General features: G+C 70.8%; 19 protein-coding genes. 12 read left to right on the plus strand and 7 right to left on the minus strand.

Annotation, left to right across the window (positions count from 1 at the left end; genetic code table 11):
• Nucleotides 1-15: 15 nt before the first annotated feature.
• From ccrA to ACWCRD_RS02090, 3 genes are all read right to left on the minus strand, one after another.
• On the minus strand, nucleotides 16-1,359 hold the full coding sequence (gene ccrA, locus ACWCRD_RS02080) for a crotonyl-CoA carboxylase/reductase (protein ID WP_450964022.1): 1,344 nt from the start codon (nucleotides 1,357-1,359) through the stop codon (nucleotides 16-18).
• 390 nt (nucleotides 1,360-1,749) lie between these two features.
• Nucleotides 1,750-2,568: a TetR family transcriptional regulator gene (locus ACWCRD_RS02085; RefSeq protein WP_450964023.1), complete on the minus strand. Its 819-nt coding sequence runs from the start codon at nucleotides 2,566-2,568 to the stop codon at nucleotides 1,750-1,752.
• A 136-nt stretch (nucleotides 2,569-2,704) separates the two neighbouring features.
• A complete protein-coding gene (locus tag ACWCRD_RS02090; RefSeq protein WP_450964024.1) occupies nucleotides 2,705-4,510 on the minus strand; it encodes a 3-hydroxyacyl-CoA dehydrogenase family protein in 1,806 nt (601 codons plus the stop codon).
• A gap of 402 nt (nucleotides 4,511-4,912) precedes the next feature.
• Here ACWCRD_RS02090 and ACWCRD_RS02095 point away from each other — a divergent pair, with 402 nt between their 5' ends.
• Complete coding sequence (locus ACWCRD_RS02095) at nucleotides 4,913-5,488, plus strand: adenylosuccinate lyase (RefSeq protein WP_344398037.1); 576 nt, start codon at nucleotides 4,913-4,915, stop codon at nucleotides 5,486-5,488.
• A 7-nt stretch (nucleotides 5,489-5,495) separates the two neighbouring features.
• On the opposite strand, the gene ACWCRD_RS02100 is transcribed toward ACWCRD_RS02095, so the two are convergent.
• The 4 genes from ACWCRD_RS02100 to ACWCRD_RS02115 all read right to left on the minus strand — a co-directional run bounded on the left by ACWCRD_RS02100 (nucleotide 5,496) and on the right by ACWCRD_RS02115 (nucleotide 9,251).
• Nucleotides 5,496-5,996 carry an N-acetyltransferase family protein gene (locus ACWCRD_RS02100; RefSeq protein ID WP_450964025.1) on the minus strand — a complete coding sequence of 167 codons (501 nt, stop codon included), beginning with the start codon at nucleotides 5,994-5,996 and terminating at the stop codon, nucleotides 5,496-5,498.
• 20 nt (nucleotides 5,997-6,016) lie between these two features.
• On the minus strand, nucleotides 6,017-6,415 hold the full coding sequence (locus ACWCRD_RS02105) for a RidA family protein (protein WP_450964026.1): 399 nt from the start codon (nucleotides 6,413-6,415) through the stop codon (nucleotides 6,017-6,019).
• A gap of 61 nt (nucleotides 6,416-6,476) precedes the next feature.
• On the minus strand, nucleotides 6,477-8,072 hold the full coding sequence (locus ACWCRD_RS02110) for an alpha/beta hydrolase (protein ID WP_450964027.1): 1,596 nt from the start codon (nucleotides 8,070-8,072) through the stop codon (nucleotides 6,477-6,479).
• A 135-nt stretch (nucleotides 8,073-8,207) separates the two neighbouring features.
• The gene (locus ACWCRD_RS02115; RefSeq protein WP_450964028.1) at nucleotides 8,208-9,251 is read right to left on the minus strand and encodes an Rv2578c family radical SAM protein; all 1,044 of its coding nucleotides are present in this window, start codon (nucleotides 9,249-9,251) and stop codon (nucleotides 8,208-8,210) included.
• A gap of 178 nt (nucleotides 9,252-9,429) precedes the next feature.
• On the opposite strand from ACWCRD_RS02115, the gene ACWCRD_RS02120 reads away from it, so the two are divergent.
• The 11 genes from ACWCRD_RS02120 to ACWCRD_RS02170 all read left to right on the plus strand — a co-directional run bounded on the left by ACWCRD_RS02120 (nucleotide 9,430) and on the right by ACWCRD_RS02170 (nucleotide 23,895).
• Nucleotides 9,430-9,873, plus strand: coding sequence for an SRPBCC family protein (locus ACWCRD_RS02120; RefSeq protein WP_450964029.1), 444 nt, complete (start codon nucleotides 9,430-9,432; stop codon nucleotides 9,871-9,873).
• Between the two features lie 146 nt (nucleotides 9,874-10,019).
• Complete coding sequence (locus ACWCRD_RS02125; protein WP_450964030.1) at nucleotides 10,020-12,410, plus strand: MFS transporter; 2,391 nt, start codon at nucleotides 10,020-10,022, stop codon at nucleotides 12,408-12,410.
• Between the two features lie 153 nt (nucleotides 12,411-12,563).
• Nucleotides 12,564-15,071 (plus strand): SpoIIE family protein phosphatase, encoded by a 2,508-nt coding sequence (locus ACWCRD_RS02130; RefSeq protein ID WP_450964031.1) that lies wholly within the window; start codon nucleotides 12,564-12,566, stop codon nucleotides 15,069-15,071.
• 162 nt (nucleotides 15,072-15,233) lie between these two features.
• Entirely contained in the window at nucleotides 15,234-15,968 is a 735-nt protein-coding gene (locus tag ACWCRD_RS02135; protein ID WP_450964032.1) for a class I SAM-dependent methyltransferase, read from the plus strand.
• 108 nt (nucleotides 15,969-16,076) lie between these two features.
• Nucleotides 16,077-16,910: a M55 family metallopeptidase gene (locus ACWCRD_RS02140; protein WP_450964033.1), complete on the plus strand. Its 834-nt coding sequence runs from the start codon at nucleotides 16,077-16,079 to the stop codon at nucleotides 16,908-16,910.
• Nucleotides 16,903-18,207 (plus strand): M20/M25/M40 family metallo-hydrolase, encoded by a 1,305-nt coding sequence (locus tag ACWCRD_RS02145; protein ID WP_450964034.1) that lies wholly within the window; start codon nucleotides 16,903-16,905, stop codon nucleotides 18,205-18,207. The genes ACWCRD_RS02140 and ACWCRD_RS02145 overlap by 8 nt, the downstream gene beginning before the upstream one ends.
• A 17-nt stretch (nucleotides 18,208-18,224) precedes the next feature.
• Complete coding sequence (locus tag ACWCRD_RS02150; protein ID WP_450964035.1) at nucleotides 18,225-20,177, plus strand: prolyl oligopeptidase family serine peptidase; 1,953 nt, start codon at nucleotides 18,225-18,227, stop codon at nucleotides 20,175-20,177.
• A gap of 8 nt (nucleotides 20,178-20,185) precedes the next feature.
• On the plus strand, nucleotides 20,186-21,097 hold the full coding sequence (locus ACWCRD_RS02155; RefSeq protein WP_450964036.1) for a S66 peptidase family protein: 912 nt from the start codon (nucleotides 20,186-20,188) through the stop codon (nucleotides 21,095-21,097).
• Nucleotides 21,098-21,240: 143 nt separating this feature from the next.
• On the plus strand, nucleotides 21,241-23,004 hold the full coding sequence (locus tag ACWCRD_RS02160; RefSeq protein WP_450964037.1) for a CocE/NonD family hydrolase: 1,764 nt from the start codon (nucleotides 21,241-21,243) through the stop codon (nucleotides 23,002-23,004).
• A gap of 59 nt (nucleotides 23,005-23,063) precedes the next feature.
• Entirely contained in the window at nucleotides 23,064-23,309 is a 246-nt protein-coding gene (locus tag ACWCRD_RS02165; RefSeq protein WP_450964038.1) for a DUF1049 domain-containing protein, read from the plus strand.
• A 19-nt stretch (nucleotides 23,310-23,328) separates the two neighbouring features.
• Nucleotides 23,329-23,895 carry a GNAT family N-acetyltransferase gene (locus ACWCRD_RS02170; protein ID WP_450964039.1) on the plus strand — a complete coding sequence of 189 codons (567 nt, stop codon included), beginning with the start codon at nucleotides 23,329-23,331 and terminating at the stop codon, nucleotides 23,893-23,895.
• Nucleotides 23,896-23,992 lie beyond the last annotated feature (97 nt).

Here is a 23,992-nt window from a genome sequence, read left to right on the forward strand (position 1 = left end):
ATGACCTCGGGTGTCTCAGATGTTGCGGAAGCGGTTGATGGCGTCGATGTGCTTGGCGCGCATCTCCTCGTCGCGCACGCCGAGGCCCTCCTCGGGAGCCAGGCACAGCACGCCGACCTTGCCCTGGTGGAGGTTGCGGTGCACGTCGTACGCGGCCTGCCCGGTCTCCTCCAGGGAGTAGGTCTTCGACAGCGTCGGGTGGATCTTGCCCTTCGCGATGAGCCGGTTGGCCTCCCAGGCCTCGCGGTAGTTGGCGAAGTGCGAGCCGATGATCCGCTTCAGCGACATCCACAGGTAGCGGTTGTCGTACTCGTGCATGTAGCCCGAGGTCGAGGCACAGGTGGTGATGGTGCCGCCCTTGCGGGTGACGAACACGGAGGCGCCGAAGGTCTCGCGGCCGGGGTGCTCGAAGACGATGTCGATGTCCTCGCCGCCGGTCAGTTCGCGGATGCGCTTGCCGAAGCGCTTCCACTCCTTCGGGTCCTGGGTGTTCTCGTCCTTCCAGAACTTGTAGCCCTCGGCGTTGCGGTCGATGATCGCCTCGGCGCCCATCGAGCGGCAGATCTCCGCCTTCTGCGGGCTGGAGACGACACAGATCGGATTGGCGCCGCCGGCCAGCGCGAACTGAGTGGCGTACGAGCCGAGGCCGCCGCTGGCGCCCCAGATCAGGACGTTGTCGCCCTGCTTCATGCCGGCACCGTTGCGGGAGACCAGCTGTCGGTAGGCGGTCGAGTTGACCAGGCCCGGGGCGGCGGCCTCCTCCCAGCTGAGGTGGCCCGGCTTCGGCATCAGCTGGTTGGACTTGACGAGCGCGATCTCGGCGAGGCCGCCGAAGTTCGTCTCGAAGCCCCAGATGCGCTGCTCGGGGTCGAGCATGGTGTCGTTGTGGCCGTCCGACGACTCGAGTTCGACGGACAGGCAGTGCGCGACGACCTCGTCACCGGGCTTCCAGGCGTTGACGCCGGGGCCGGTGCGCAGGACGACGCCCGCGAGGTCGGAGCCGATGATGTGGTACGGCAGGTCGTGGCGCTTGGTCAGCTCCGACAGCCTGCCGTAGCGCTCCAGGAACCCGAAGGTCGACAGGGGCTCGAAGATCGAGGTCCACACGGAGTTGTAGTTGACCGAGGAGGCCATGACAGCCACCAGGGCCTCGCCCGGGCCGAGCTCCGGCAGCGGAACCTCGTCCAGGTGGATCGACTTGCGCGGGTCCTTGTCGCGGGTCTCCAGGCCCGCGAACATCTCCGTCTCGTCCTTGTGCACGGTGATCGCGCGGTACGACTCGGGGAGCGGCAGCGCGGCGAAGTCGGCCGGCGTCGATTCCGGCGACTGGATCGCGTCCAGGATGTCCTTGGTGGTCACGGTGTTGCCTCCGGCGATACGCGTCCTGAGGGAGGGACGCTGAGGGTTACGTCGGTGCCGTCGGTTCGGCGGTCGTGCTGTGCGGCAGCGCTTTGTGGCGCGGGAGGTTGCCTGTGACGCAGGCGTCCGGGCGGGGCAAGTCGATGACTTGTTGGGACAGCCGACGTACGCATGGTCTCTGCACGCCGGCCGCCCGGACTCCTTCAACGTATGACACCGCGTGTCACCTGGCAAGGCACTGAGTGCCAGCAATCGCTCTCAGGTGAAATCTTTACGTAACAAATGAGCGATGATCGATCGAATACGCCTTGAAATCTGCTCGAAAAGGGGCTCTGACATGCCAAAACGGCCACCCCGAAGGGTGGCCGTCATCACAGGGCGGAGGAGACCTCAGCGGTCCTTCAGCGCCTGCTCGATGGTCCGCATGACCTCGTCCAGCGGAGCGTCGGTGCGCGCGACGGTGACCAGGACCTCGCCCTGGGTGGACACGGCCGCGGGGGCCGCCGGCCGGGTCGTCGTCGTGGTGCTGCGCCCCGCACCGATGCCCGTCCCGAACGTCTTGCGCACGATCGCGAAGGCGTGGTCCAGCTGCGCCTCCACGTCGCCCTGACCGCCGGCCCGCAGCCACCGTCTGAGGACGTGGTTGTGGGCGGTGACCACGGCGGACGCGGCGACCTCCGCGAGCAGCGGGTCGTCGTTGGCGTCGTCGTCGTGCGCGTGCTCGTCGAAGTGGCCGAGGAGATAGCGGGTGAAGAGGCGCTCGTAACGCGCCACCGACGCGATCTCCGCCTCGCGCAGGGTGGGCACCTCACGGGTGAGCTTGTAGCGGGCGACCGAGATCTCCGGCCGCGCCGCGTACATCCGCATGACTTCCTTGATCCCGCGGCACACCGTGTCGAGCGGGTGCTCATGCGCGGGAGCCGCATTGAGCACGGCCTCCGCACGGATCAACGTGTCGTCGTGGTCGGGGAAGATCGCCTCTTCCTTGGAGCGGAAGTGGCGGAAGAAGGTGCGGCGCGCGACCCCGGCAGCGGCCGCGATCTCGTCGACGGTGGTCGCCTCGTACCCCTTGGTCGCGAACAGCTCCATCGCCGCGGCCGCCAGTTCACGGCGCATCTTGAGCCGCTGGGCGGCCGCGCGACTGCCTGCGGCACTTTCCGGCGCGTCGGGCGTAGCTGGTGTACGTGAGGACTTGGCGGGCTGGGACATGACCCGAACGTACTGCATGTGCGCAGCTTGTTGCGCATGTACGGGGGTTGCCCCGCCCTGCACGGGCGGGGGCCCTCCGGTGGGGCCGAACAGTCCGCCCCAGTCCGTCTCGCCTCTGAACCAGTCGCCGGCGCCGTCAGCGGCGGGCATATTCGCGGAAGCCGCGGCCCGTCTTGCGGCCGAGGCAGCCCGCGGCCACCAGGTGCTCCAGCAGCGGCGCGGGGGCCAGGCCCGGGTCGCGGAACTCGCGGTGCAGGACCTTCTCGATCGCCAGGGAGACGTCGAGCCCGACGACGTCCAGGAGCTCGAAGGGGCCCATCGGGTAGCCGCCGCCCAGCTTCATCGCCGCGTCGATGTCGTCAAGAGATGCATAGTGTTCCTGCACCATCTTGATCGCGTTGTTGAGGTACGGGAAAAGCAGCGCGTTCACGATGAAGCCCGCACGGTCGCCACAGTCGACCGCGTGCTTCTTGATTCGTCCACACACCTCGCGGACCGTCGCGTGGACGTCCTCGGCCGTCAACACCGTACGGACGACCTCGACCAGCTTCATCGCCGGCGCCGGGTTGAAGAAGTGCATGCCGATCACGTCCTGCGGGCGCGAGGTGGCACGGGCACAGGCGACGACGGGCAGCGAGGAGGTCGTGGTGGCCAGGACCGCGCCCGGCTTGCAGACCTTGTCCAGCGCCTGGAACAGCTGCCGCTTGATCTCCAGGTCCTCGGCGACGGCCTCGACGGCCAGGTCGACGTCGGCGAAGGACTCGTAGGAGCCGGCTGCGGTGATCCGGTCGAGGGTCTGCGCGGCTGCCTCGGCGGTCATCCGGCCCTTGTCGACGGAGCGCGAGAGCGACTTGCCGATACGGGCCTTGGCGGCCTGGGCCTTCTCCTCGCTGCGGGCGGCGAGGACGACCTCGTACCCGGCCTTGGCGAAGACCTCGGCGATGCCGGAGGCCATGGTGCCGGAGCCCGCGACGCCGACCGAGCGGACCTCGCGGCCCGGGGTGAGGGCGGCGCCGTCCAGGGGCGTCAGCGCGTCCCGCACGACGGTGGCGCTGCCGGGGGCCTCGTAGGTGTAGAAGCCGCGGCCCGACTTGCGGCCGGTCAGGCCCGCCTCGCTGAGCTGCTTGAGGATCGGGGCGGGGGCGTGCAGCCGGTCGTGGGACTCGGCGTACATGGCCTCCAGGACCGTGCGCGCGGTGTCGACACCGATCAGGTCGAGCAGCGCGAGCGGCCCCATCGGCAGACCGCAGCCGAGCCGCATCGCCGCGTCGATGTCCTCGCGGGAGGCGTACTTGGCCTCGTACATCGCGGCCGCCTGGTTGAGGTAGCCGAACAGCAGCCCGTCGGCGACGAACCCGGGCCGGTCGCCGACCGCGACGGGCTCCTTGCCGAGGTCGAGGGCGAGGTTGGTGACCGCGGTGACGGCCGTCGGCGCGGTCAGCACCGAGGAGACGACCTCGACGAGCTTCATCGCCGGCGCCGGGTTGAAGAAGTGCAGGCCCAGCACGCGCTCCGGACGGGCCGAGTCGGCGGCGAGACGGGTCACGGACAGGGCGTTGGTGCCGGTCGCCAGGATGGTCTCCGGGCGGACGATCCCGTCGAGCTCGCGGAAGATCTGGTGCTTGATCTCGTACGACTCGGGAGCCACCTCGATCACGAGGTCGGCGTCGGCCGCGGCCCGCAGATCGGTGGAGGTGCTGACGCGGGCGAGGACGTCCGCGCGCTCCTGCTCGGTCAGCCGGCCCTTCTCCACGGCGCGGGCGGTGGCCGCCTCCAGGGTGGCGACGGCCTTGGCGGCCGCGGCCTCGCTGATGTCGATGCCGACGACCTCGCGGCCGGCCTTGGCCAGGACCTCGGTGATACCGGTGCCCATGGTGCCGAGGCCCACGACGGCAATGGTCGTGAGCGAAGCGGAAGGGGTGTGGGACAGGGGAGTGGCCATCGCGGGACTCCAGGCATGAGGGTGACGACTGGGAGAGCGCCCGGGTGCGCCGAGGGAAGGCCGGCCGAAGCCGGACCTGGCGCACCGGGTGCGTGAAAGAGATGCGGGTGTTTCCGGGCTGCAAGCGCACACGCCCGGTGCCTGCCGTCGCCGTGGGCGCGCACACGCCTGGGGCGAACGGTGGGTGATTCGACCGGCCCTGTCCCGTGGCCGGGTCGTACAAGCGGTACCTGATGTACCGAACCGACTTGCTCTCACGGCAGCTGCGTCACCAGGCCGCCACAAGGGATGCGAGTGGGTAACTCGCTCGTCTGAGCTTAACCGGCGGGTAACGAGCGCGCTAGTCCCCGTGTTTGTGATGTACGTCCCGAGAGATCGGCGTCCCCTCTAACCTTCGGTGTCATGGACGAAGAGTTGCGATCACTCACGGAGCGTTTACGGGCGGAGTCGGGGGCGACGGCCGCGTACGACCGTCTCGTGGCCACCGAGGATCCCGACGAGCTGGCGCGGGTGCTCACCGAGCCCGGGCAGCCGCTGTGGGCGAGGGAGCTGGCCGCGTTCCGGCTGGGACTGGCGGGTGACCGGCGTGCCTTCGAGTCCCTCGTCCTGTTTCTGAACCACCGCGATCCGCAGCGCTGCGCCTCCGCCGCGCACGCCCTCGCCCGCCTCGACGACCCGCGCACCGCGCGCGCGGCGGCCGCCCTCGCCACCAACGAACTCCGCGTCGCCTACGCCCTCCACCCCGTCCGGCTCCTTGCGGAGCTGCGCGCCCCCGAGTCCGTGCCCGCGCTGATCACCACCCTGGAGCGCAGGCTGCGCCCGCACGACCCGTACCGCCGGGTGGCGCTCGCCTGCGTGGAGGGCCTCGGCGCCCTGGAGGACGCCCGCGCCAGACCCGTACTCAACGAGGCACTGGCCCACCCGGCGCTGGCGGAGGCGGCGGTGCGGGCGCTGGCCCGGATCCCGAGGCAGAGGTGAGGCCACGTCAGCCGGCGAGCTCCCTGACGTACCGCACCTCCGGCACCTCCACCCCGTCCACCTCGAAGGGCTCCTCGGCGCCGTCCGGAAAGAAGCCGCAGGCCTCGTAGAACTGGCGGGCGCGGTCGTTCTCCTTGAGGACCCAGAGGAACATGCGGCCCTGCCCGGCAGCCGCACAGCGACGCATGGACTGCCGAAGGAGGGCTCGCCCGGTGCCGCCGCGGTACCGGCCCGGGGCGACATAAAGGGCGTACAACTCGGCGTCGTCCGTGTGTGCTTCGCCGTCCCGGTACGGGCCGTGGCAGAGCCAGCCGGTGATCTCCCCGTCCTGCACGGCGACCAGGTCCAGCACGCCGGGGTTGGGCTGAAGGAAGCGCATCCGCTGGCGTTCGGTGTTCTCCGGCACGCTCATCGTGTCGAGGTACGACTGCGGGACGATGCCCCGGTAGGCCGTCTGCCAGCCGCTGACGCGGATCTCTGCCACGCGCTCGCAGTCCGCCAGGGTCATTTCGCGGACCTGGAGGGAGCTCACTCGGCCGCCATCGCCCACGCCTCGATCTCCATCAGGAACTCGGGTCGGACGAGGGCGGCGACCTGTACCGCGGAGGCGGCCGGGAGGCGGTCGTCGGGTATGTGGGCGGCGCGGGCCGTGCGGATCGCGGGCAGATGTGCCGTGTCCGTGACGAAGTAGGTGAGTTTGACGACGTCGTCGAAGGCCGCCCCGGCGGCGGCCAGGCAGCGGCGGAGGTTCTCGAAGACCTGGCGGGCCTGTGCCTCGGCGTCGCCCTCGCCGACGAGCTTGCCCTCCTCGTCCAGCGCGAGCTGGCCGGAGATCGCGACGAAACGGCCGGTGCCCATGACGACGTGGCTGTACTGCGCGGCGGGGAAGACCCCGTCGGGGGCGGTGATCCTGGTCAGCTCACTCATGCGTCCATCGTGGACCATGGGTCTGACAACGCCCCGACGGGACCTCACCTTCGGGTCGTGCTCAGCCGCGGAAGCCGATCAGGTCGTGCAGCGTGGCGCCGGCGTCGGACGTCGGCGCCACCTTGGTGCTCATCGGCGCCTTGGTGCTCAGCGGCATGGGGTCGGGCTTCTTCGGGCACACCGCGTCGATCGGGCCGCCGCTGCGCGGCACCGTGCCGTCGGACAGGTATGCCGCCAGATACTTGTCCAGGCAGGCGTTCCCGCTCAGCGTGATGCCGTGGTTGCCGCCGCCCTGCTCGACCACGAAGCTCGAGCCGGCCAGCAGACGGTGGACCGTCGCGCCGCCCTCGTACGGGGTCGCCGCGTCGTTGGTCGCCTGGAACAGCAGCACCGGCGGCAGCTTGTCGTTGGCGACGTGCACCGGCTTCAGCGAGTCCGTCGGCCAGAACGCGCACGGCGCGTTGTACCAGGCGTTGTTCCAGACCATGAACGGCGCCTTGTCGTAGACCGCCCAGTTGTCCTTGCGCCACTGGTTCCAGTCACGCGGCCAGGAGGCGTCACGGCACTGCACCGAGGCGTAGACGCTGTAGCCGTTGTCCCCGGACGCGTCGACGGCGCCGAAGTTCTGGTACGCCTCGACCAGCGGGTCGGAGTTCTTGTCGTTCACGTACGCCGCGAACGCCTCGGCCAGATACGGCCAGTAGCCGTTGTAGTAGCCGCCGGGAACGAACGTGTCCTCCAGCTCGGAGGCCCCCACCTTGCCGCCGGCGGGCTTCTTGGCGACCGCCTTGCGCATCGCGTACCACTTGGCCTCGACCTTGGCCGGGTCGGTGCCGAGCTTGTACGCCGAGTCGTACTTGGCGATCCAGGCCATCAGGGCCTTGTGGCGGGCGTCGAAGGCGTGGTCCTGCGCGAGGTTGTCGTCGTACCAGACTCCGGTCGGATCGACGATCGAGTCCAGGACCAGGTGCTTCACGCGCTGCGGGAAGAGCTTGCCGTACACGGCGCCCAGGTAGGTGCCGTACGAGTAGCCGAAGTAACTGGTCTGCCGGGCGCCCAGGGCCGCGCGGATCGAGTCCATGTCCTGCACGGCCTGAATCGTGGTGATGTACGGCAGCAGGCTCGCGTACTTCGTTCCGCAGGCCGCGGCGAAGGACTTGGCGCGGTCGAGGTTGGTCTTCTCCAGGGCCGGTGTGCTCGGCACGGTGTCCGGGCGCACCGGGTTGAAGTGTCCCGGCTCGCAGTCGAGGGCGGGCTTGCTCTTGCCGACCCCGCGCGGGTCGAAGCCGATGACGTCGTACTGGGCCGCGACCGCCTTGGGCAGGGAGTTCGCGACGAATCCGGCGAGCGTGAGGCCGCTGCCGCCCGGGCCGCCCGGGTTGACCAGCAGCGGGCCCTGGCTCTTCTGCGCCGTGTGCTTCACGCGCGAGAGCGCAAGCGTGATCTGCTTCCCCTGCGGATCCCGGTGGTCGAGCGGCACGTCGAGCGATGCGCACTGGAGCGTCGGATAGTTCGAGGTGGGGCAGTTCTTCCAGGTGAGTCTCGCGGCAGGAGCGGTTTGCGGGGACTGCGCGGTGCTCGCGCCCGCAGGCAGAGCCGTGAAGCTCCCGGCCACGACGGCGGCGGCACCGCACAGCACCGCTGCGCGTTTTCTCATGAAGTCCTCCCAGGACGGAGGGTTTCGGACCGCGAGTCTCACGGTCCTCGCCGCATCGTCCCGGCAAGCCGCCTCCGAAGAACTCGTTCTGGCGAGACTTGACCCGATTGGGTCGAGGGATGCGCTCGTATGCTCTCAAATGAGCGTGAGTTGGGTCGGTTCGGACACCGCCGGCTCGGGTGCCTCGGGCGGCCGGATCCGCCGTGGCATCCCCGCGCGCGTGGGCCCGATCCCGTACTCCTGTGCCAGCTCGTGGACCTGACGGGTGATCCGGCGCTGGTACCACTTCGGGGCGTAGGCGCCGTCCGCGTACAGGCGCTCGTAGCGTCGCACCAGGTACGGGTGGTGCTGCCCCAGCCAGGCCATGAACCACTCCCGGGCGCCGGGGCGCAGATGCAGCACCAGCGGGGTGACCGAAGTGGCCCCGGAGGCCGCGATCGCTCGTACGGTGGCCCGCAGTTGGGCCGGCCGGTCGCTCAGGAACGGGATCACCGGGGCCATCAGTACGCCGCACCCGATGCCGTGCTCGGCGAGGGTGCGGACCACGTCCAGACGGCGCTCCGGCGCGGGCGTGCCCGGCTCCACCGTGCGCCACAGCTCGGGGTCGGTGAAGCCGACCGACACCGAGATGCCGACGTCCGTCACCTGGGCCGACTGCACCAGCAGATCGAGGTCGCGCAGGATCAGCGTGCCCTTCGTCAGGATCGAGAAGGGGTTGGCGTGGTCGCGAAGGGCGGACAGGATGCCCGGCATCAGGCGGTAGCGGCCCTCGGCGCGCTGGTAGCAGTCGACGTTCGTGCCCATCGCGATGTGCTCGCCCTGCCAGCGGCGCGAACCGAGCTGGCGGCGCAGCAGCTCCGGGGCGTTCACCTTGACCACGATCTGCGAGTCGAAGTCGAGCCCCGAGTCGAGGTCCAGATAGGTGTGCGTCTTGCGGGCGAAGCAGTACACGCACGCGTGCGAGCAGCCGCGGTACGGATTCACCGTCCACTCGAAGGGCATCCGCGAGACGCCCGGCACCCGGTTGATGATCGAGCGGGCCCGCACCTCGTGGAAGGTGATGCCGCGGAATTCAGGCGTGTCGAAGGTGCGGCTCACGACCGCGTCCGCGCCGAACAGGGCGGCGTCCGCCGCCCGGCTGTGCCCGCCGGACTCCACTGTGAGGTTCTCCCACCGCATGACGCCTCCTCGGTAGCGCTGCCCCGAGTGAAACACGTGTTCGATTTCCCGTGCAAGGCCTGTTTCCTGTCACTCCAGGAACCTCACGCGCGCCCTGGGCCACCCCGATTTGGGCGGCCGTGGGCGGGGGTGGTTGGCTTGCCCCAACCCCGAGAGAAGCAAGTCCTGGAGGAAACCGATGGCGCAGGTCGAGGCCACTACCGAGCGGGTCGTCGCGGCAGACGCGGAGAAGGTGTTCGACGCCCTCGCCGACTACAGCGGCACGCGCGCGAAGCTGCTGCCCGAGCACTTCAGCGAGTACGAGGTGCGCGAGGGCGGCGACGGCGAGGGCACCCTCGTCCACTGGAAGCTCCAGGCCACCAGCAAGCGCGTGCGCGACTGCCTCCTGGAGGTCAGCGAGCCCACCGACGGCGAGCTCGTCGAGAAGGACCGCAACTCCTCCATGGTCACCACCTGGCGGGTCACCCCGGCAGGCGAGGGCAGGTCCCGCGTCGTCGTGACCACCGTCTGGAACGGCGCCGGCGGCATCGGCGGCTTCTTCGAGAAGACCTTCGCGCCCAAGGGCCTCAGCCGGATCTACGACGCCGTGCTCGCCAAGCTCGCCACCGAGGTCGAAAAGTAAGTACCGGCCGCTCGGGGGCCGTTGACGCCCCTCACCGGATCGAGTGGATCTCCCTGCGCCGCACCGGTCCGCCGTAACCCGTCGCGCTTGCCCGTAGTTGCCGCCTTGAGCGGGATTGTGTGGCAGCGCGGCGAGGGGAGCGGTAAGTGAGCGGGACGACGGTGCAGGGCGAGCTGCGGGGCGAACCCGCCGTGGCGCCCCCGCAGGCCCCCGCCGCACCGGCCGGACCGGTCGAACTGAGCCCGCACCGGGTGCGGTTGGTCTTCCTCGGGCTGATGCTGGCGCTGCTGCTCGCCGCCCTGGAGCAGATGATCGTCGCCACCGCGCTCCCGAAGATCGTCGGCGAGCTGCACGGCCTGGACAGGATGTCCTGGGCGATCACCGCCTACCTCCTCACGGCCACCGTGGGCCTCCCGGTCTACGGCAAGCTCGGCGATCTGCTCGGTCGCAAGGGCGTCTTCCAGTTCGCCATCGTCGTCTTCGTGGTCGGCGCCGCACTCGCGGGCCGGGCGCAGAGCATGGACCAGCTGATCGCCTTCCGTGCCGTCCAGGGCGTCGGCGCGGGCGGGCTCATGATCGGCGTGCAGGCGATCATCGCGGACATCGTGCCACCCCGCCGGCGCGGGCGGTTCATGGGACTGATCGGCGCCGCCTTCGGCCTCGCGTCCGTGGCCGGCCCCTTGCTGGGCGGGTACTTCACGGACCACCTCTCCTGGCGCTGGTGCTTCTACTTCAACGTTCCCTTCGGCCTGGTCACCCTCGCCGTCGTCACCGTCGTACTGAAACTCCCCAAGCCTCAGGCCAGGGCGCGGCTCGACGTGCTCGGTGCGCTGCTGCTCGCCGCGGCCTCCACCTGCCTTGTGCTGCTGACCAGTTGGGGCGGCACCGAGTACGCCTGGGACTCGCGGACGATCCTCGGTCTCGGCGCGGGAGCGGTGGCCGCCACCGTCCTCTTCCTCGTCGTCGAGCACTTCGCCGCCGAACCCCTCATCCCGCTGCGGCTGTTCAGGGACTCCGTCTTCAACGTCACCGGACTGGTGGGCCTGGTGATCGGTGTCGCGCTGTTCGGCGCCGCCAGCTATCTGCCGACCTTTCTGCAGATGGTCGACGGGGCCTCCGCCACCGAGTCGGGTCTGCTGATGCTGCCCATGATGGGCGGCATCGTCGGCGCCTCGATCGTCTCCGGGCAGCTCATCAGCCACACCGGGCGCTACAAGATCTATCCCGTCCTCGGCAGCGCCGTCTCCGTCGTCGGCATGTGGCTGCTCTCCCGCCTCCAGGTCGACACGCCCCGGCTGCACTACAGCCTCTGGATGGCCGTCCTCGGCGCCGGCATCGGCATGGTGATGCCGGTCCTGATCCTCGCCGTGCAGAACTCCGTGCGCCCCGCCGACCTCGGCACCGCCACCAGCGCCAACAACTACTTCCGGCAGATCGGTGGCAGCGTCGGGGCCGCGATCTTCGGCACCCTCTTCGCCGGCCGGCTCACCGGCGCCCTCGAAAAACGGCTCCCCACGCGCGCGGGTGCACAGCTTCCCGACCCGCAGTCCATCACCCCGCAGCTCGTCCACGCGCTGCCCGCGCCGCTGCGCGACGACTACATCCGCGCGTACGCCGACGCCATGCCCCGGATCTTCCTCTACCTGGTGCCGGTGCTCGTCCTGGGCCTGCTCATCGCGTTCTTCCTCAAGGAGAAACCCCTGGTGTCCTACAACACCTCCGAAACGGAACCGGCAACCGCGACCGGCCAGGTGCCGCACGCCCGTTCCCCGCATACCGCCGGAGTCCCCGTCTGCGGCACGGTGCAGCACCCCGACGGGACCGTCGTCCCCCGCGCCGCGCTCACCCTCATCGACGCCACCGGACAGCAGATCGGTCGGGGCGCCAGCGGCGAGGACGGGCGGTACGCGCTGTCCACGCCCGGCACGGGGGCGTACGTCCTCATCGCCGCCGCGGGCGGGCACCAGCCGCAGGCCGTCTCCGTCACCGTCGGCGAGCGCCCCGTCGAGCTGGATGTCGTCCTCGGCGGCGCCGGACGCCTCGCCGGCGGCGTGCTCACCGCCGACGGCGCCCCCGTGCGCGACGCCACCGTCACACTCACCGACGTGCGCGGCGAGGTCGTCGCCACCACCCGCAGCGGACGCGAGGGCGGCTATGTCATCACCGAGCTGGTGGCGGGCGAGTACACCCTCGCTGCGAGCGCGCCCGGATTCCGCCCGGCCGCGCTTCCCGTCACCGTCCAGGCCGCCCGGGAGACCCGCCAGGACGTCGAACTCGCGGGCGGCGCCGTGCTGCGCGGCACCCTGCGCACCAGCGGCGGGCGGCCGGTCGACGACGCGCGCGTGACACTGCTCGACGCGGCGGGCAATGTGGTGGACACGCTCACCACCGGCCTCGACGGAACGTTCCGGTTCGTCGACCTGTCCTCCGGCGAGTACACCGTCATCGCGGCCGGTTACCCGCCGGTCGCCACCGTGCTCCGGGTCGCCGGAGGCGGACGGACCGAGCGGGATCTGCAGCTGGGCCACGAAGACTGACCTGGCGTCATACGCTCCGGCGCGCGCCCCCGCGTGCGAGGACCGTTCCGTTGCACCAATTCCCGCATTGCCGCACATCACCACCGGGCGGAGCCTTACGGTGGAGTAGGCGGCACAGATCTTGCGGAGCCGTGGGGAGAGAGGGCCTGGGCCATGGACAATGGCACCGACCGTGGCACCGAGAGGGACACGCCTCCCAGCCGCGGAGCTGGGACCGGCGCGGCGACGGAGGCCACCGCGGCCGGCCGTATCCCGCTGGCCGTGGTCGTGGTGGACCGTGACGGCCTCGTCTCCCACTGGAGCAGGGGCGCACATCGGCTCTTCGGCACCGTCAAGGAGGAGGCCATCGGCCGGTCCGTCGCCGACCTGCTCCCCGTCTCCGGTGCGCTGTCCGAGGGCGACGACGACACCGCATACGCGGACGACGACGGACTGAGCGCCGGCCTCGAGGCCTCGCTCGGCGGCCTCAGCGCCTATCCGGCGGCGGGCCGAGCCCGCATCCGCGGGCCGGAGGACGGGTGGTCCCACGCACCGGACGGGGAAAGCGAGTACGGCGGAGAGCGGCTCGACATCCTCTGGTGGGCCTACCCTCTCGTCGGCGCCGAGCCCGCACGGCTGCTGATCCTGGCCACCGACGCGGCACGGCTGCGCATGGAGCGGGGCCACGAGGACGAGCTCGACGAGCGGATCTCGCCCGGCTTCGCCCGCCACACCGAACTGCCCGCCTCCGACGAGCTCGCCCGCCGGCTGCCCGACATCCTTCCCAACATGGGTCCCGGCCTCAGCAGCCGCATCATCTCCCAGGTCCTCGAACTCGGCTACCCGGTCCTGGAGTTCAGCCAGAGCGACCGCGTGCCCGTCACCCCCGACTGGGGCGTGCCGCGCCGCGCGGGCCGCCTCCGCTCCGGGGGCCAGCCCCTGGCGGCGGCGAGGCAGATCGTCGTCCCCGCCGGCGCCGAGCACGACCTGGAGTATGCGGCCGTCCGCGAGCGGCTGGAGTTCCTGAACGAGGTCAGCACCGCCATCGGCTCCTCGCTCGACCTCGACGCAACCATCCGTGAGGTCACCAGCGCCGCCGTGCCCCGCTTCGCGGACTTCGCCGGCACCCACCTGCGTGCCGCGGTCCTGGCGGGCGAGGGCTTCCCGGACGGCGTCCCGGACGTCACCACCGTCTGGCACCGGGTCTGGGTCGAGCACAACGACGAGCCCGGGCGCTGGGACGACACCGTGCCGGTCGGCGAGGCGATCGCGTTCCCCGAACACACGCCGTTCTTCCAGTGCATGAGCACGGGTGAACCGGTCCTCATCCCGCTGATCAGCGAGGAGATGGGCAACCGGATCTCCGGGGAGTTCGAGAAGCGCGACCTCAGGCCGCTCATCAACGGCCGCTCCATGCTGGTGGTGCCGCTCAAGGCCCGCAACGTCGTCCTGGGCTTCATGGTGCTGATGCGCCGGCCGGGCCGTGAGCCGTTCGACGCCATCGACCGCACCACGGGCGCCGAACTCGCAGCCCGCGCAGGCCTGGTGCTCGACAACGCCCGCATGTACACGTACCAGGAGAACGCCGCCGACACCCTGCAGGACAGCATGCTCCCGCAGGTGGCCCCCCGCCTGGCCGGGTGCGACACCGCGACCCGCTATCTGCCCGGCACCCGCCTCGGCCGGGTCGGCGGCGACTGGTTCGACACCGTCAAACTGCCCGGCTCGCGCACCGCGCTGGTGGTCGGCGACGTCATGGGCCACGGACTCAAATCGGCCGCCATGATGGGCCAGTTGCGCACAGCCGTGCAGACCATGGCCGCCATGCAGACACCGCCCGCGCAACTCCTGCGCAACCTCGACGACCTGGCCAGGCGGCTCGGCGAGAACTACCTCGCCACCTGTCTGTACGCGGTGTACGACCCGATCCGCGGCGAACTCCAGATCACCAACGCCGGGCACATCCCGCCCGTTCTGGTACGCGCCGAGGACGGCCGGAGCGAACTGCTCGATCTGCCGACCGGCGCCCCCATCGGTGTCGGCGGCGTGGCCTTCGAGACCACCGTCGTCAAGGTCCGGCCGGGCGACCGCCTGGTGCTGTGCACCGACGGACTGGTGGAGGTGCGCGGTGTCGACATCGGCGAGGGCCTCGCCGCGCTGTGCGAGTCCGCGGCGCACCCCGCGGCCTCGATGGACGACGCCTGCGACACCATCATCCGGGCCCTCAACACGCACGGCGGACGCAAGGACGACGTCGCGCTGCTCATGGCTCGGCTCAACGGAATCCTGCCCGACGATGTCGCCGAGTGGCAGCTCACCCGCGATCCACGAGAGGTGGCGCGCGCCCGGCGACTGGTCCGCGCCCAACTGCTGCACTGGGGGCTCGCCGACGCGGTGGACACGGCGGAGCTGCTGGTCAGCGAGCTCGTCACGAACGCCGTACGGCACGCGACCGGTGACCGGATCGGGCTGCGGCTGGTGCGTACCGACGCGCTGCTGTGCGAGGTCACGGACGGTGAACCGGACCTGCCTGCCCTGCTCGGCGCGGGCCCGTACGACGAGTCGGGCCGCGGCCTGCGCGTGGTCAGCCGCCTGGCCGGCGAATGGGGCGCCAGCGTCGCCGGGCACAGCAAGACGGTGTGGTTCGAGCAGCCGCTCACGCCACCTCGACGGGAACGCTGAGAGCGGGGCCCGACAAGCCCTGTGGACGCCGTCTTCTGACAGGTCGTCCCGTGATCCCGGCGTGTGCGGGCTCGGACGTACGGTGAAACACGGCACTCCCCACTTGCGGCGGACCCGTCACCCGCGATACTCCGATCACGGCACCGACCGTGGGGAGTTCGCATGAATGTCTCGGAGGACTACCGCAATGCTTGGGAGAGTTACTGGCTGGAGACCGCCGACGCGCCGGGTGAGGCGATCTGGGACGCCGACCCGGCCCTGACCTCGATGCCGCACAGCGAGCTGCTCCTGCCGCACGCGGACACCGCCCGCACCATCGTCGACCTCGGCTGCGGCAACGGAACCCAGACGCGGTACCTGGCCACGCGGTTCGCCCGTGCCGTCGGCGTCGATCTCTCGCACGCCGCCATCGAGCACGCCCGCCGTGCCGCGGACGGCGACGCCGTGGAGTTCCAGCAGCTCGACCTCACGGACACCGAGGCCGTACGCGTGCTGCACTCCCGCCTCGGTGACAGCAACGTGTACATGCGCGCCGTCATCCATCAGAGTGAACCGGAAGCGCGCCCCGCGGTGGCCCGCGCCGTCGCCGAGCTCGTCGGTGCTCAGGGGCGGGCTTTCGTCGTCGAACTCACCTCGGGCTCGCGAGAGGTGCTGGGCCGTGCCGCGGAGGACCCGGGGGGCCCGCCGCCCAAGCTGCGCCGGGTCTTCCAGCACGGCCTCAAACCCGCGGACGCACAGGACGAGGAGGTGCCGAGGCTGCTGCGCGCAGCAGGCCTGAAGATCCTCGCGACCGGCGAGACCAGCCTGCCGCAGACCGAGTACCTGGCGGACGGCACCCGCATCGACCTGCCCGCACGCTGGTTCGTCCTCGCGGGCGGCGAGAAGCCGGCCGAGTAGACGTCCGGACCGGGCAAGGCGGCCGGCCGGGCCTCGTGGCCGGCCGCTTCGTCACGTCACCGGGCGATTCCTGGTCGCGATGCGCTTCGCCGCGTAACGTGGCGCATCATGAAGATCCTGATCAGCGCCGACATGGAGGGTGCCACGGGGGTGACCTGGCCGGCCGACGTGCTGCCGGGGACACCGCAGTGGGAGCGGTGCCGCTCGATGTTCACCTCGGACGTCAATGCCGCCGTGCTGGGGTTCTTCGACGGCGGGGCGGACGAGGTCCTCGTCAACGAGGCCCACTGGACCATGCGCAACCTGCTGCTGGAACAGCTGGACGAGCGCACCGAGATGCTCACCGGGCGGCACAAGTCCCTCTCCATGGTCGAGGGGGTGCAGCACGGGGACGTGGACGGCATCGCCTTCGTCGGCTATCACACCGGCGCGGGCATGGAGGGCGTCCTCGCCCACACCTACCTCGCCAACTCGATCACCGGGGTGTGGCTGAACGACGTACGCGCCAGTGAGGGCCTGCTCAACGCGCATGTCGTCGCCGAGTACGGGGTGCCCGTCATCCTGGTCACCGGCGACGACGTGGCCTGCGAGGACGCCCTCGGGTATGCGCCCGGAGCGCTGAAGGTCGCTGTCAAGGACCATGTGTCGCGGTACGCGGCCGTGTGCCGTACGCCGGCCAGGACCGCGTCCGACATCCGGGCCGCCGCCAAGGAGGCGGCGCAGCTGGCGGTCCGTCACCAGCCCGTCCAGGCAGGGCCTTTCACCGTCGCGCTCGAATTCGACGCCGAGCATCTCGCGATGGCCGCCACCGTCGTGCCGGGCGTCGACCGGATCGGGGAGCGGAAAGTGGCGTACACCAGCGAGACGATGTACGAGGGGATCCGTACCTTCAAGGCGGTCACCACGATCGTCTCGGCCGCCGTGGAGGAGCAGTATGGCTGACCAGCAGGCACTGGACGAGGTCGTCCGTTTCACCTCCGACCTCATCCGTATCGACACGAGCAACCGCGGCGGCGGCGACTGCCAGGAGCGGCCCGCCGCCGAGTACGCCGCCGAGCAGCTGGCCGGCGCAGGGCTCGAACCCGTGATGCTGGAGCGCACCAAGGGGCGCGCGAATGTCGTCGCGCGCCTTGAGGGGACCGACCCGGCCGCCGACGCGCTGCTCCTCCACGGTCATCTGGATGTCGTACCCGCCCGCACCGACGACTGGACCGTGCACCCCTTCTCCGGAGAGATCCGCGACGGGGTGGTGTGGGGGCGCGGCGCCGTCGACATGAAGAACATGGACGCCATGATCCTGGCCGTGCTGCGGAGCTGGGCGCGGCAGGGCGTGCGGCCCCGGCGTGACATCGTCGTCGCGTTCACCGCCGACGAGGAGGACAGTGCCCGGGACGGTTCCGGGTTCCTCGCCGATCAGCACCCGGAGCTGTTCGAGGGGTGCACCGAGGGTGTCAGCGAGTCGGGGGCGTTCACCTTCCACGACGGCAGCGGGCGGCAGATCTACCCGATCGCGGCAGGTGAGCGCGGCACGGCCTGGCTGAAGCTCACCGCGCGCGGACGCGCCGGACACGGCTCCAAGGTGAACAGGGAGAACGCGGTCACCCGTCTCGCCGCCGCGATCACCCGCATCGGCGAGCACGAGTGGCCGCTGCGGCCGACTCCCACCGTGTGGGCCGCTCTGGCCGAACTGGCGGCGCTCTACGGCCTCGACGTCGACCCGGACGACATCGACGGGCTGCTCGAAAAGCTCGGCCCGGCGGCGAAGCTCGTCGAGTCGACCGTCCGCAACAGCGCCAACCCGACCATGCTGGAAGCCGGTTACAAGCTCAACGTGATCCCCGGGGAAGCGGTCGCGTATGTCGACGGGCGGTATCTGTACGGCGGTGAGGACGAGTTCCGCACGACCCTTGACCAGCTCACCGGACCCGACGTGGACTGGGAGTTCCACCACCGTTCGGTGGCGCTCCAGGCGCCGCTGGACTCGCCGACGTACGCGAAGATGCGTGCCGCCGTCGAGGAGTTCGCGCCCGAGGGGCACGTGGTGCCGTACTGCATGACGGGCGGCACGGACGCCAAGCAGTTCTCCGAGCTCGGCATCACCGGGTACGGCTTCACGCCGCTGAGGCTTCCGGAGGGCTACGACTACCAGGCCATGTTCCACGGGGTCGACGAGCGGGTCCCGGTCGAGGCGCTGCACTTCGGTGTCCGCGTCCTCGACCGCTTCCTGCGGACGGCCTAGGCGAGTTGGGGGAGAACGTGCAGAGACTGCCGTACGGTTCCTGGCCCTCGCCCATCGACGCGGCGCTCGCCGCCGCGCACGACGGGCGCCCCGAGTACGTGGGCTTCGTGGGCGACGAGGCGTGGTGGACCGAGCCACGCCCCACCGAGGGCGGCCGCCGCACCCTGGTGGGGCGCCGCGCCGACGGCGAGGAGGAGCCGCTGCTGCCCGCACCGTGGGACGTCCGCAGCCGCGTCATCGAGTACGGCGGACAGCCCTGGGCCGGGACGGTCGTGGCCGGACGGCCGCTCGTGGTGTTCGTGAACTTCGCCGACCAGCGGCTCTACCGGTACGAGCCCGGAAGCGACCCGTGGCCCCTCACACCCGTGTCGCTCGTGGGCGGCGGACTGCGCTGGGTGGAGCCCCAGTTGCGGGTCGAGCGGGGCGAAGTGTGGTGCGTGCTGGAGGAGTTCACCGGCGACGGACCCACCGATGTGCGCCGTGTCCTGGCCGCGGTGCCGCTGGACGGCTCGGCCGCCCAGGACCGGGATGCCGTACGCGAACTCACCGACGACCGGCACCGGTTCGTCACCGGCCCCCGCCTCTCGCCCGACGGGCGCAGCGCGGTCTGGCTCGCCTGGGACCATCCGCGGATGCCCTGGGACGGCACGGAACTGGTCCTGGCCGGGGTCGCCGAGGACGGCACCCTGCGGGAGGCACGCACCCTCGCCGGCGGCCCGGACGAGTCGATCGCCCAGGCGGACTGGGCCCCCGACGGCTCGCTCCTGTACGCGAGCGACCGCACCGGCTGGTGGAACCTCTACCGCGACGGCGTCCCGCTCTGCCCGCGCGAGGAGGAGTTCGGCGGGCCGCTGTGGAAGCTCGGGCAGCGCTGGTTCGCCCCGCTGGACAGCGGACTGATCGCCGTCGTGCACGGCCGCGGCGCCACCGCGCTCGGCATCCTCGACCCGGAGACCGGCGAGGTCGTCGACGCGGCCGGCCCCTGGACCGAGTTCGCGCCGACGCTCGCGGTGCACGGCGAACGGGTCGTCACCGTCGGAGCCAGCCCGCGCAGCGCGTACGAGGTGGTGGAACTCGACACCCGGGCCGGCCGGGCCCGAGTGGTCGGCGCCGAGCACGAGGACGCGGTCGACCCCGCCTACTACCCCGAACCGCAGATCCGCACCTTCACCGGCCCCGCCGGACGCGACATCCACGCGCACATCTACCCGCCGCACAACCCGCACTGCGTCTCGCCCGGCGACGAGCTGCCGCCGTACGTCGTCCGGGTGCACGGCGGCCCCACCAGCCGGGCGCCGCTCGTGCTCGACCTGGAGATCGCCTACTTCACCTCCCGGGGCATCGGCGTCGCCGAGGTCAACTACGGCGGCTCGACCGGGTACGGGCGCGAGTACCGCAACCGGCTGCGCGAGCAGTGGGGGGTGGTCGACGTCGAGGACTGCGCGGCCGTCGCGCTCGCCCTCGCCGACGAGGGCACCGCCGACCGCGAGCGGCTCGCGATCCGTGGTGGCAGCGCGGGCGGCTGGACCTCGGCCGCCTCCCTCGCCGCCACCGACGTCTACGCCTGCGGCACGATCCTCTACCCCATCCTCGACCTGGCCGGCTGGGGGTCGGGGGAGACCCACGACTTCGAGTCGCAGTACCTGGAAACCCTGGTCGGACCGCTCGCCGAGGTGCCCGGCCGGTACGCCGAGCGCTCGCCCGCCGAGCACGCCGACCGCATCACCGCGCCCTTCCTGCTGCTGCAGGGCCTGGACGACGTGATCTGCCCGCCCGTCCAGTGCGAACGGTTCCTGGCGCGGATGGCGGGCAGACGGGTGCCGCACGCGTACCTCGCCTTCGAGGGGGAGGGGCACGGGTTCCGGCGGGCGGAGACCATGGTCCGTGTCCTGGAGTCCGAACTCTCCCTCTACGCCCAGGCCTTCGGACTGAAGCCGCGCGGTATCCCCACATTGGAGCTGACCAGGTGAGAGAACTCATGCGCCCGTCCCGGCTCGCCTCCGGCGCCCGCGTGGCCGTCGTCGCGCCCAGCGGACCGGTGCCGGAGGAGCGGGTGCAGGCCGGTCTCGACCTGCTGCGGGGATGGGACCTCGACCCGGTGGTGGCACCCCATGTGCTGGACCGGCACGGCGAGTTCGACTACCTGGCGGGCACGGACGCCGACCGGGCCGCCGACCTGCAGGCCGCCTGGTGCGACCCCTCGGTGGACGCGGTGCTGTGTGCGCGGGGCGGGTACGGGGCGCAGCGGATGGTCGACCTGCTCGACTGGGACGCGATGCGGGCCGCCGGGCCCAAGGTGTTCGTGGGCTTCAGCGACATCACGGTGCTGCACCAGGCGTTCGCCAACCGGCTGGGCCTGGTCACCCTGCATGGACCGGCGGCCGCCGGGATCGACTTCGTCAAGCACGCCCGGGCGCAGGAACACCTGAAGGCCACCTTGTTCGCTCCGGAGCGGGTTCGCACCCTCGTCTCCGCCGGCACCGCTCTGGTTCCGGGCCGGGCCCGGGGCGTCACGCTGGGCGGATGCCTGAGCATGCTCACCTCCGACCTCGGGACGCCGCACGCTCACGACGGTGCCCGCGGTGGGCTGCTGCTGATCGAGGACGTAGGCGAACGGGCGTACCGCATCGACCGGATGCTGACCCAGTTGCTGCGCAGTGGATGGCTGGACGGCGTCACCGGGATCGCGCTCGGATCGTGGGTGAAGTGCGGTCCCTACGAGGAAGTGCGGGCCGTCCTCGGGGACCGGCTCGGGGATCTCGGCGTGCCCGTCGCGGAGGAGTTCGGATTCGGGCACTGCGAGGGTGCGTTGACGATCCCGTTCGGTGTGAGGGCCGAACTGGACGCCGGCGCGGGCACCTTGACGCTCGACGAGCCCGCCCTTCTCTGAACCGAACGGGCGATCGTCTTCACTGAATATCCGTCAAGAACACTCGTCTGGGCGATTGACCTCGTATGACACGTGTCACACCATGACAAGCGGTGGTTACTTACTGGTCGGTAAGCAGGGCTGTCCTGAGTGTGGAGGTCTCAGTGTCCCGACGCGTGTTCAGATCCCGGGCTCCGCTCGCTCTCGCCCTGGGCGCGGCGCTCGCCGCGCCCCAGGCACTCACCGCTCCCGTGTCCGCAGCAGGTCAATACAGCGTCACGGCACTGAAGTTCACCGTCCAGGCCGGCGGTCGCCGCTGCGCGGTCGACGCCGACCTCTACCGCCCGGCGGGCGTCGACAGCTCCCACCGGGCCCCGGCCGTGCTCGCCACGAACGGCTTCGGCGGCAGCAAGTCCGACGGCACCACCGACGCCATCGGCAAGGCCCTCGCCGCGCGCGGCTATGTGTCCCTGATCTACTCCGGGCTCGGCTTCGGCCGCTCCGGCTGTCTGATCTCGCTCGACGACCCCGGCATCGACGGCACCGCCGCCTCCCGGCTGATCGACTTCCTCGGCGGCAAGCGCGCCGCCGACGACGGCACCAGGGCCGACTTCGTCACCCTCGACGGGGCGGGCGACCCGCGGGTCGGGATGATCGGCGGCTCGTACGGCGGGGCCATCCAGCTGGCGACGGCCGCCGTCGACCACCGGGTGGACGCGCTGATCCCCCTGATCACCTGGAACGACCTCGCCTACGCGCTGGACCCGAACAACGCCGGCGGCACCGTCCCGGGCGCCTTCAAATGGCAGTGGACCAACGGCTTCTACCTCCTCGGCGAGGGCCAGACGCTGACCCAGCCGAACCTCGACCCGTCCCGGATCAACTCCCTCACCTGTCTGCACTTCGTCACCCGGGCCTGCGCCACCATCCGCACCCTGAACTCCGGCAGCTACCGCCCAGGCCCCACCGCCGCGATGCTCGCCTACGCCCACAGCGTCTCCCCGGCGTCGTACCTGAACCGGGTCCAGGCGCCGACGCTGCTGATCCAGGGGCAGGCCGACAGCCTCTTCAACCTCAACGAGGCGACGGCGACGTACAAGACGCTCAAGGCCCAGGGCACACCCACCGCGATGATCTGGCAGTCCTGGGGGCACAGCGGCGGCATGGTGGACGGCGAACTCAATCTCACCCAGGGCAACTTGGACACCAGCTATGTCGGCCGGCGGATCCTGTCCTGGTTCGACCACTACCTCCGGGGGCAGCACACCGACACCGGACCGGCCTTCGCCTACTACCGCGACTGGATCACCGATCCCGCCCACGCATACGCCACCGCCGACCGTCTCCCCGCCCTCAGCCGGAAGCTCTATCTCTCCGGGGACGGCAAACTCGTCGACAACAGCAAGAAGGTGGCCCTCGGCAGCCGTACGTACGCCAACCGGCTGACCGCCACGAGCCATTCGGAGACCTCGCTGGCCGCGCTCGGCGGGCTGCCGGACCCGGCGCCGTTCGACACCGAGGGCACCTACCTCGCCTGGACCAGCGAACCGCTCACCCGCACCACCGATGTGGCCGGCGCGCCGCGGGCCACGCTCAGGGTCGACTCCCCGCAGGCCGCGAAGGCCCAGGACTCCGACAACGCCGCCGACCGGCTCGTCCTGTTCGCCAAGCTGTACGACGTCGCGCCCGACGGCACAAAGACTCTGGTGCACCGGCTGGTCGCGCCGGTGCGGGTCCCGGACGTGACCAAGAGCTTCACCGTGAGCCTGCCGGGCATCGTGCACCGGTACCAGAAGGGGCACCGGCTGCAATTCGTGATCGCGGCGAGCGACGACGCCTACTTCGGCAACCGCGGGATCAAGGCGGTGACCGTGGCGAGCGCGCCCGGGAACACCGGCATGCTGGAGCTGCCCGTGCTCGGCGGGTAAGGCGCCCCACGGGCCCTCCTCACCGCGCGTAAGGGGGTCTTCGGGCGCATCCTGGTGGTATGAGCCCGAAGCCCTCCGAGCCGGGTGCCAGGCACAGCGGCGAACGGGGCCCGGCGGTGACGCCCGGCCGGGTGACCGTCCTGCTGCTCGCCGTCTTCGCCCTGATCTTCATCTTCCAGAACACCCACCACACCAGGATTCGCCTGCTGATCCCCGAGGTCACGATGCCCCTGTCGACGGCGCTGCTCGTCGCGGCGGCGATCGGTTCGTTCTTCGGGGCGTATTTCATGAGGCGGAAGCCGTAGACCGCCGTAGGGTGGCGAGATGCCGCACACCGCATCCCGTTATCTCGCCGAAGGCCCCCGCGTGGGTATACGTCACTTCACCTACGAGGACGGTGCCGAGTTCACCGCCCGTGCCCGCGAGAGCAAGGACCTGCACCATCCCTGGCTGTTCCCGCCGGACACCGCGAACGCCTACACCGCGTACGCGGGCCGGCTGATCGAGGACCCGACCAAGGCCGGCTTCCTCGTCTGCGAGAAGGACGGCGCGCAGGGGGCCGGGGCCATCGCCGGGTACATCAACATCAACAACATCGTCGAGGGCGGCTTCCAGTGCGGCGCGCTCGGCTACGGCGCCTTCGCGCACGCCGCCGGGCGCGGGCTGATGCGGGAGGGGCTGGACCTGGTGGTGGGGTACGCGTTCGGGCCGATGCGGCTGCACCGGCTGGAGATCAACGCGCAGCCGCAGAACACCGCGTCGATCGGGCTGGCGCGTGCGTGTGGCTTTCGGCTCGAAGGGTTCTCGCCGAAGATGATCTTTATTGACGGGGACTGGCGGGATCATGAGCGCTGGGCGATCACCGCCGAGATGCGGGACGCTTCGCTGTGATTGCAGCGACCGGGGGGTGTGCCGCGAGGGGCTGCCGGTCGACTACAGCGCCGTCGTGGCTGGTCGCGCCCACGCGGCGGAGCCGCATATCGATACA

It is taken from the genome of Streptomyces sp. NPDC002092 (assembly GCF_053593775.1).

What these genes read in the sequence shown, in the direction of transcription:
- ACWCRD_RS02120 (WP_450964029.1), top strand. Translation starts at nt 9,430, where the DNA reads ATGGCGCAGGTCGAGGCCACTACCGAGCGGGTCGTCGCGGCAGACGCG.
- ACWCRD_RS02130 (WP_450964031.1), top strand. Translation starts at nt 12,564, where the DNA reads ATGGACAATGGCACCGACCGTGGCACCGAGAGGGACACGCCTCCCAGC.
- ACWCRD_RS02095 (WP_344398037.1), top strand. Translation starts at nt 4,913, where the DNA reads ATGGACGAAGAGTTGCGATCACTCACGGAGCGTTTACGGGCGGAGTCG.
- ACWCRD_RS02085 (WP_450964023.1), bottom strand. Translation starts at nt 2,568, where the DNA reads ATGTCCCAGCCCGCCAAGTCCTCACGTACACCAGCTACGCCCGACGCG.
- ACWCRD_RS02165 (WP_450964038.1), top strand. Translation starts at nt 23,064, where the DNA reads ATGAGCCCGAAGCCCTCCGAGCCGGGTGCCAGGCACAGCGGCGAACGG.
- ACWCRD_RS02115 (WP_450964028.1), bottom strand. Translation starts at nt 9,251, where the DNA reads ATGCGGTGGGAGAACCTCACAGTGGAGTCCGGCGGGCACAGCCGGGCG.
- ACWCRD_RS02090 (WP_450964024.1), bottom strand. Translation starts at nt 4,510, where the DNA reads ATGGCCACTCCCCTGTCCCACACCCCTTCCGCTTCGCTCACGACCATT.
- ACWCRD_RS02135 (WP_450964032.1), top strand. Translation starts at nt 15,234, where the DNA reads ATGAATGTCTCGGAGGACTACCGCAATGCTTGGGAGAGTTACTGGCTG.
- ACWCRD_RS02110 (WP_450964027.1), bottom strand. Translation starts at nt 8,072, where the DNA reads ATGAGAAAACGCGCAGCGGTGCTGTGCGGTGCCGCCGCCGTCGTGGCC.
- ACWCRD_RS02145 (WP_450964034.1), top strand. Translation starts at nt 16,903, where the DNA reads ATGGCTGACCAGCAGGCACTGGACGAGGTCGTCCGTTTCACCTCCGAC.
- ACWCRD_RS02105 (WP_450964026.1), bottom strand. Translation starts at nt 6,415, where the DNA reads ATGAGTGAGCTGACCAGGATCACCGCCCCCGACGGGGTCTTCCCCGCC.
- ACWCRD_RS02100 (WP_450964025.1), bottom strand. Translation starts at nt 5,996, where the DNA reads ATGACCCTGGCGGACTGCGAGCGCGTGGCAGAGATCCGCGTCAGCGGC.
- ACWCRD_RS02140 (WP_450964033.1), top strand. Translation starts at nt 16,077, where the DNA reads ATGAAGATCCTGATCAGCGCCGACATGGAGGGTGCCACGGGGGTGACC.
- ACWCRD_RS02170 (WP_450964039.1), top strand. Translation starts at nt 23,329, where the DNA reads ATGCCGCACACCGCATCCCGTTATCTCGCCGAAGGCCCCCGCGTGGGT.
- ACWCRD_RS02155 (WP_450964036.1), top strand. Translation starts at nt 20,186, where the DNA reads ATGCGCCCGTCCCGGCTCGCCTCCGGCGCCCGCGTGGCCGTCGTCGCG.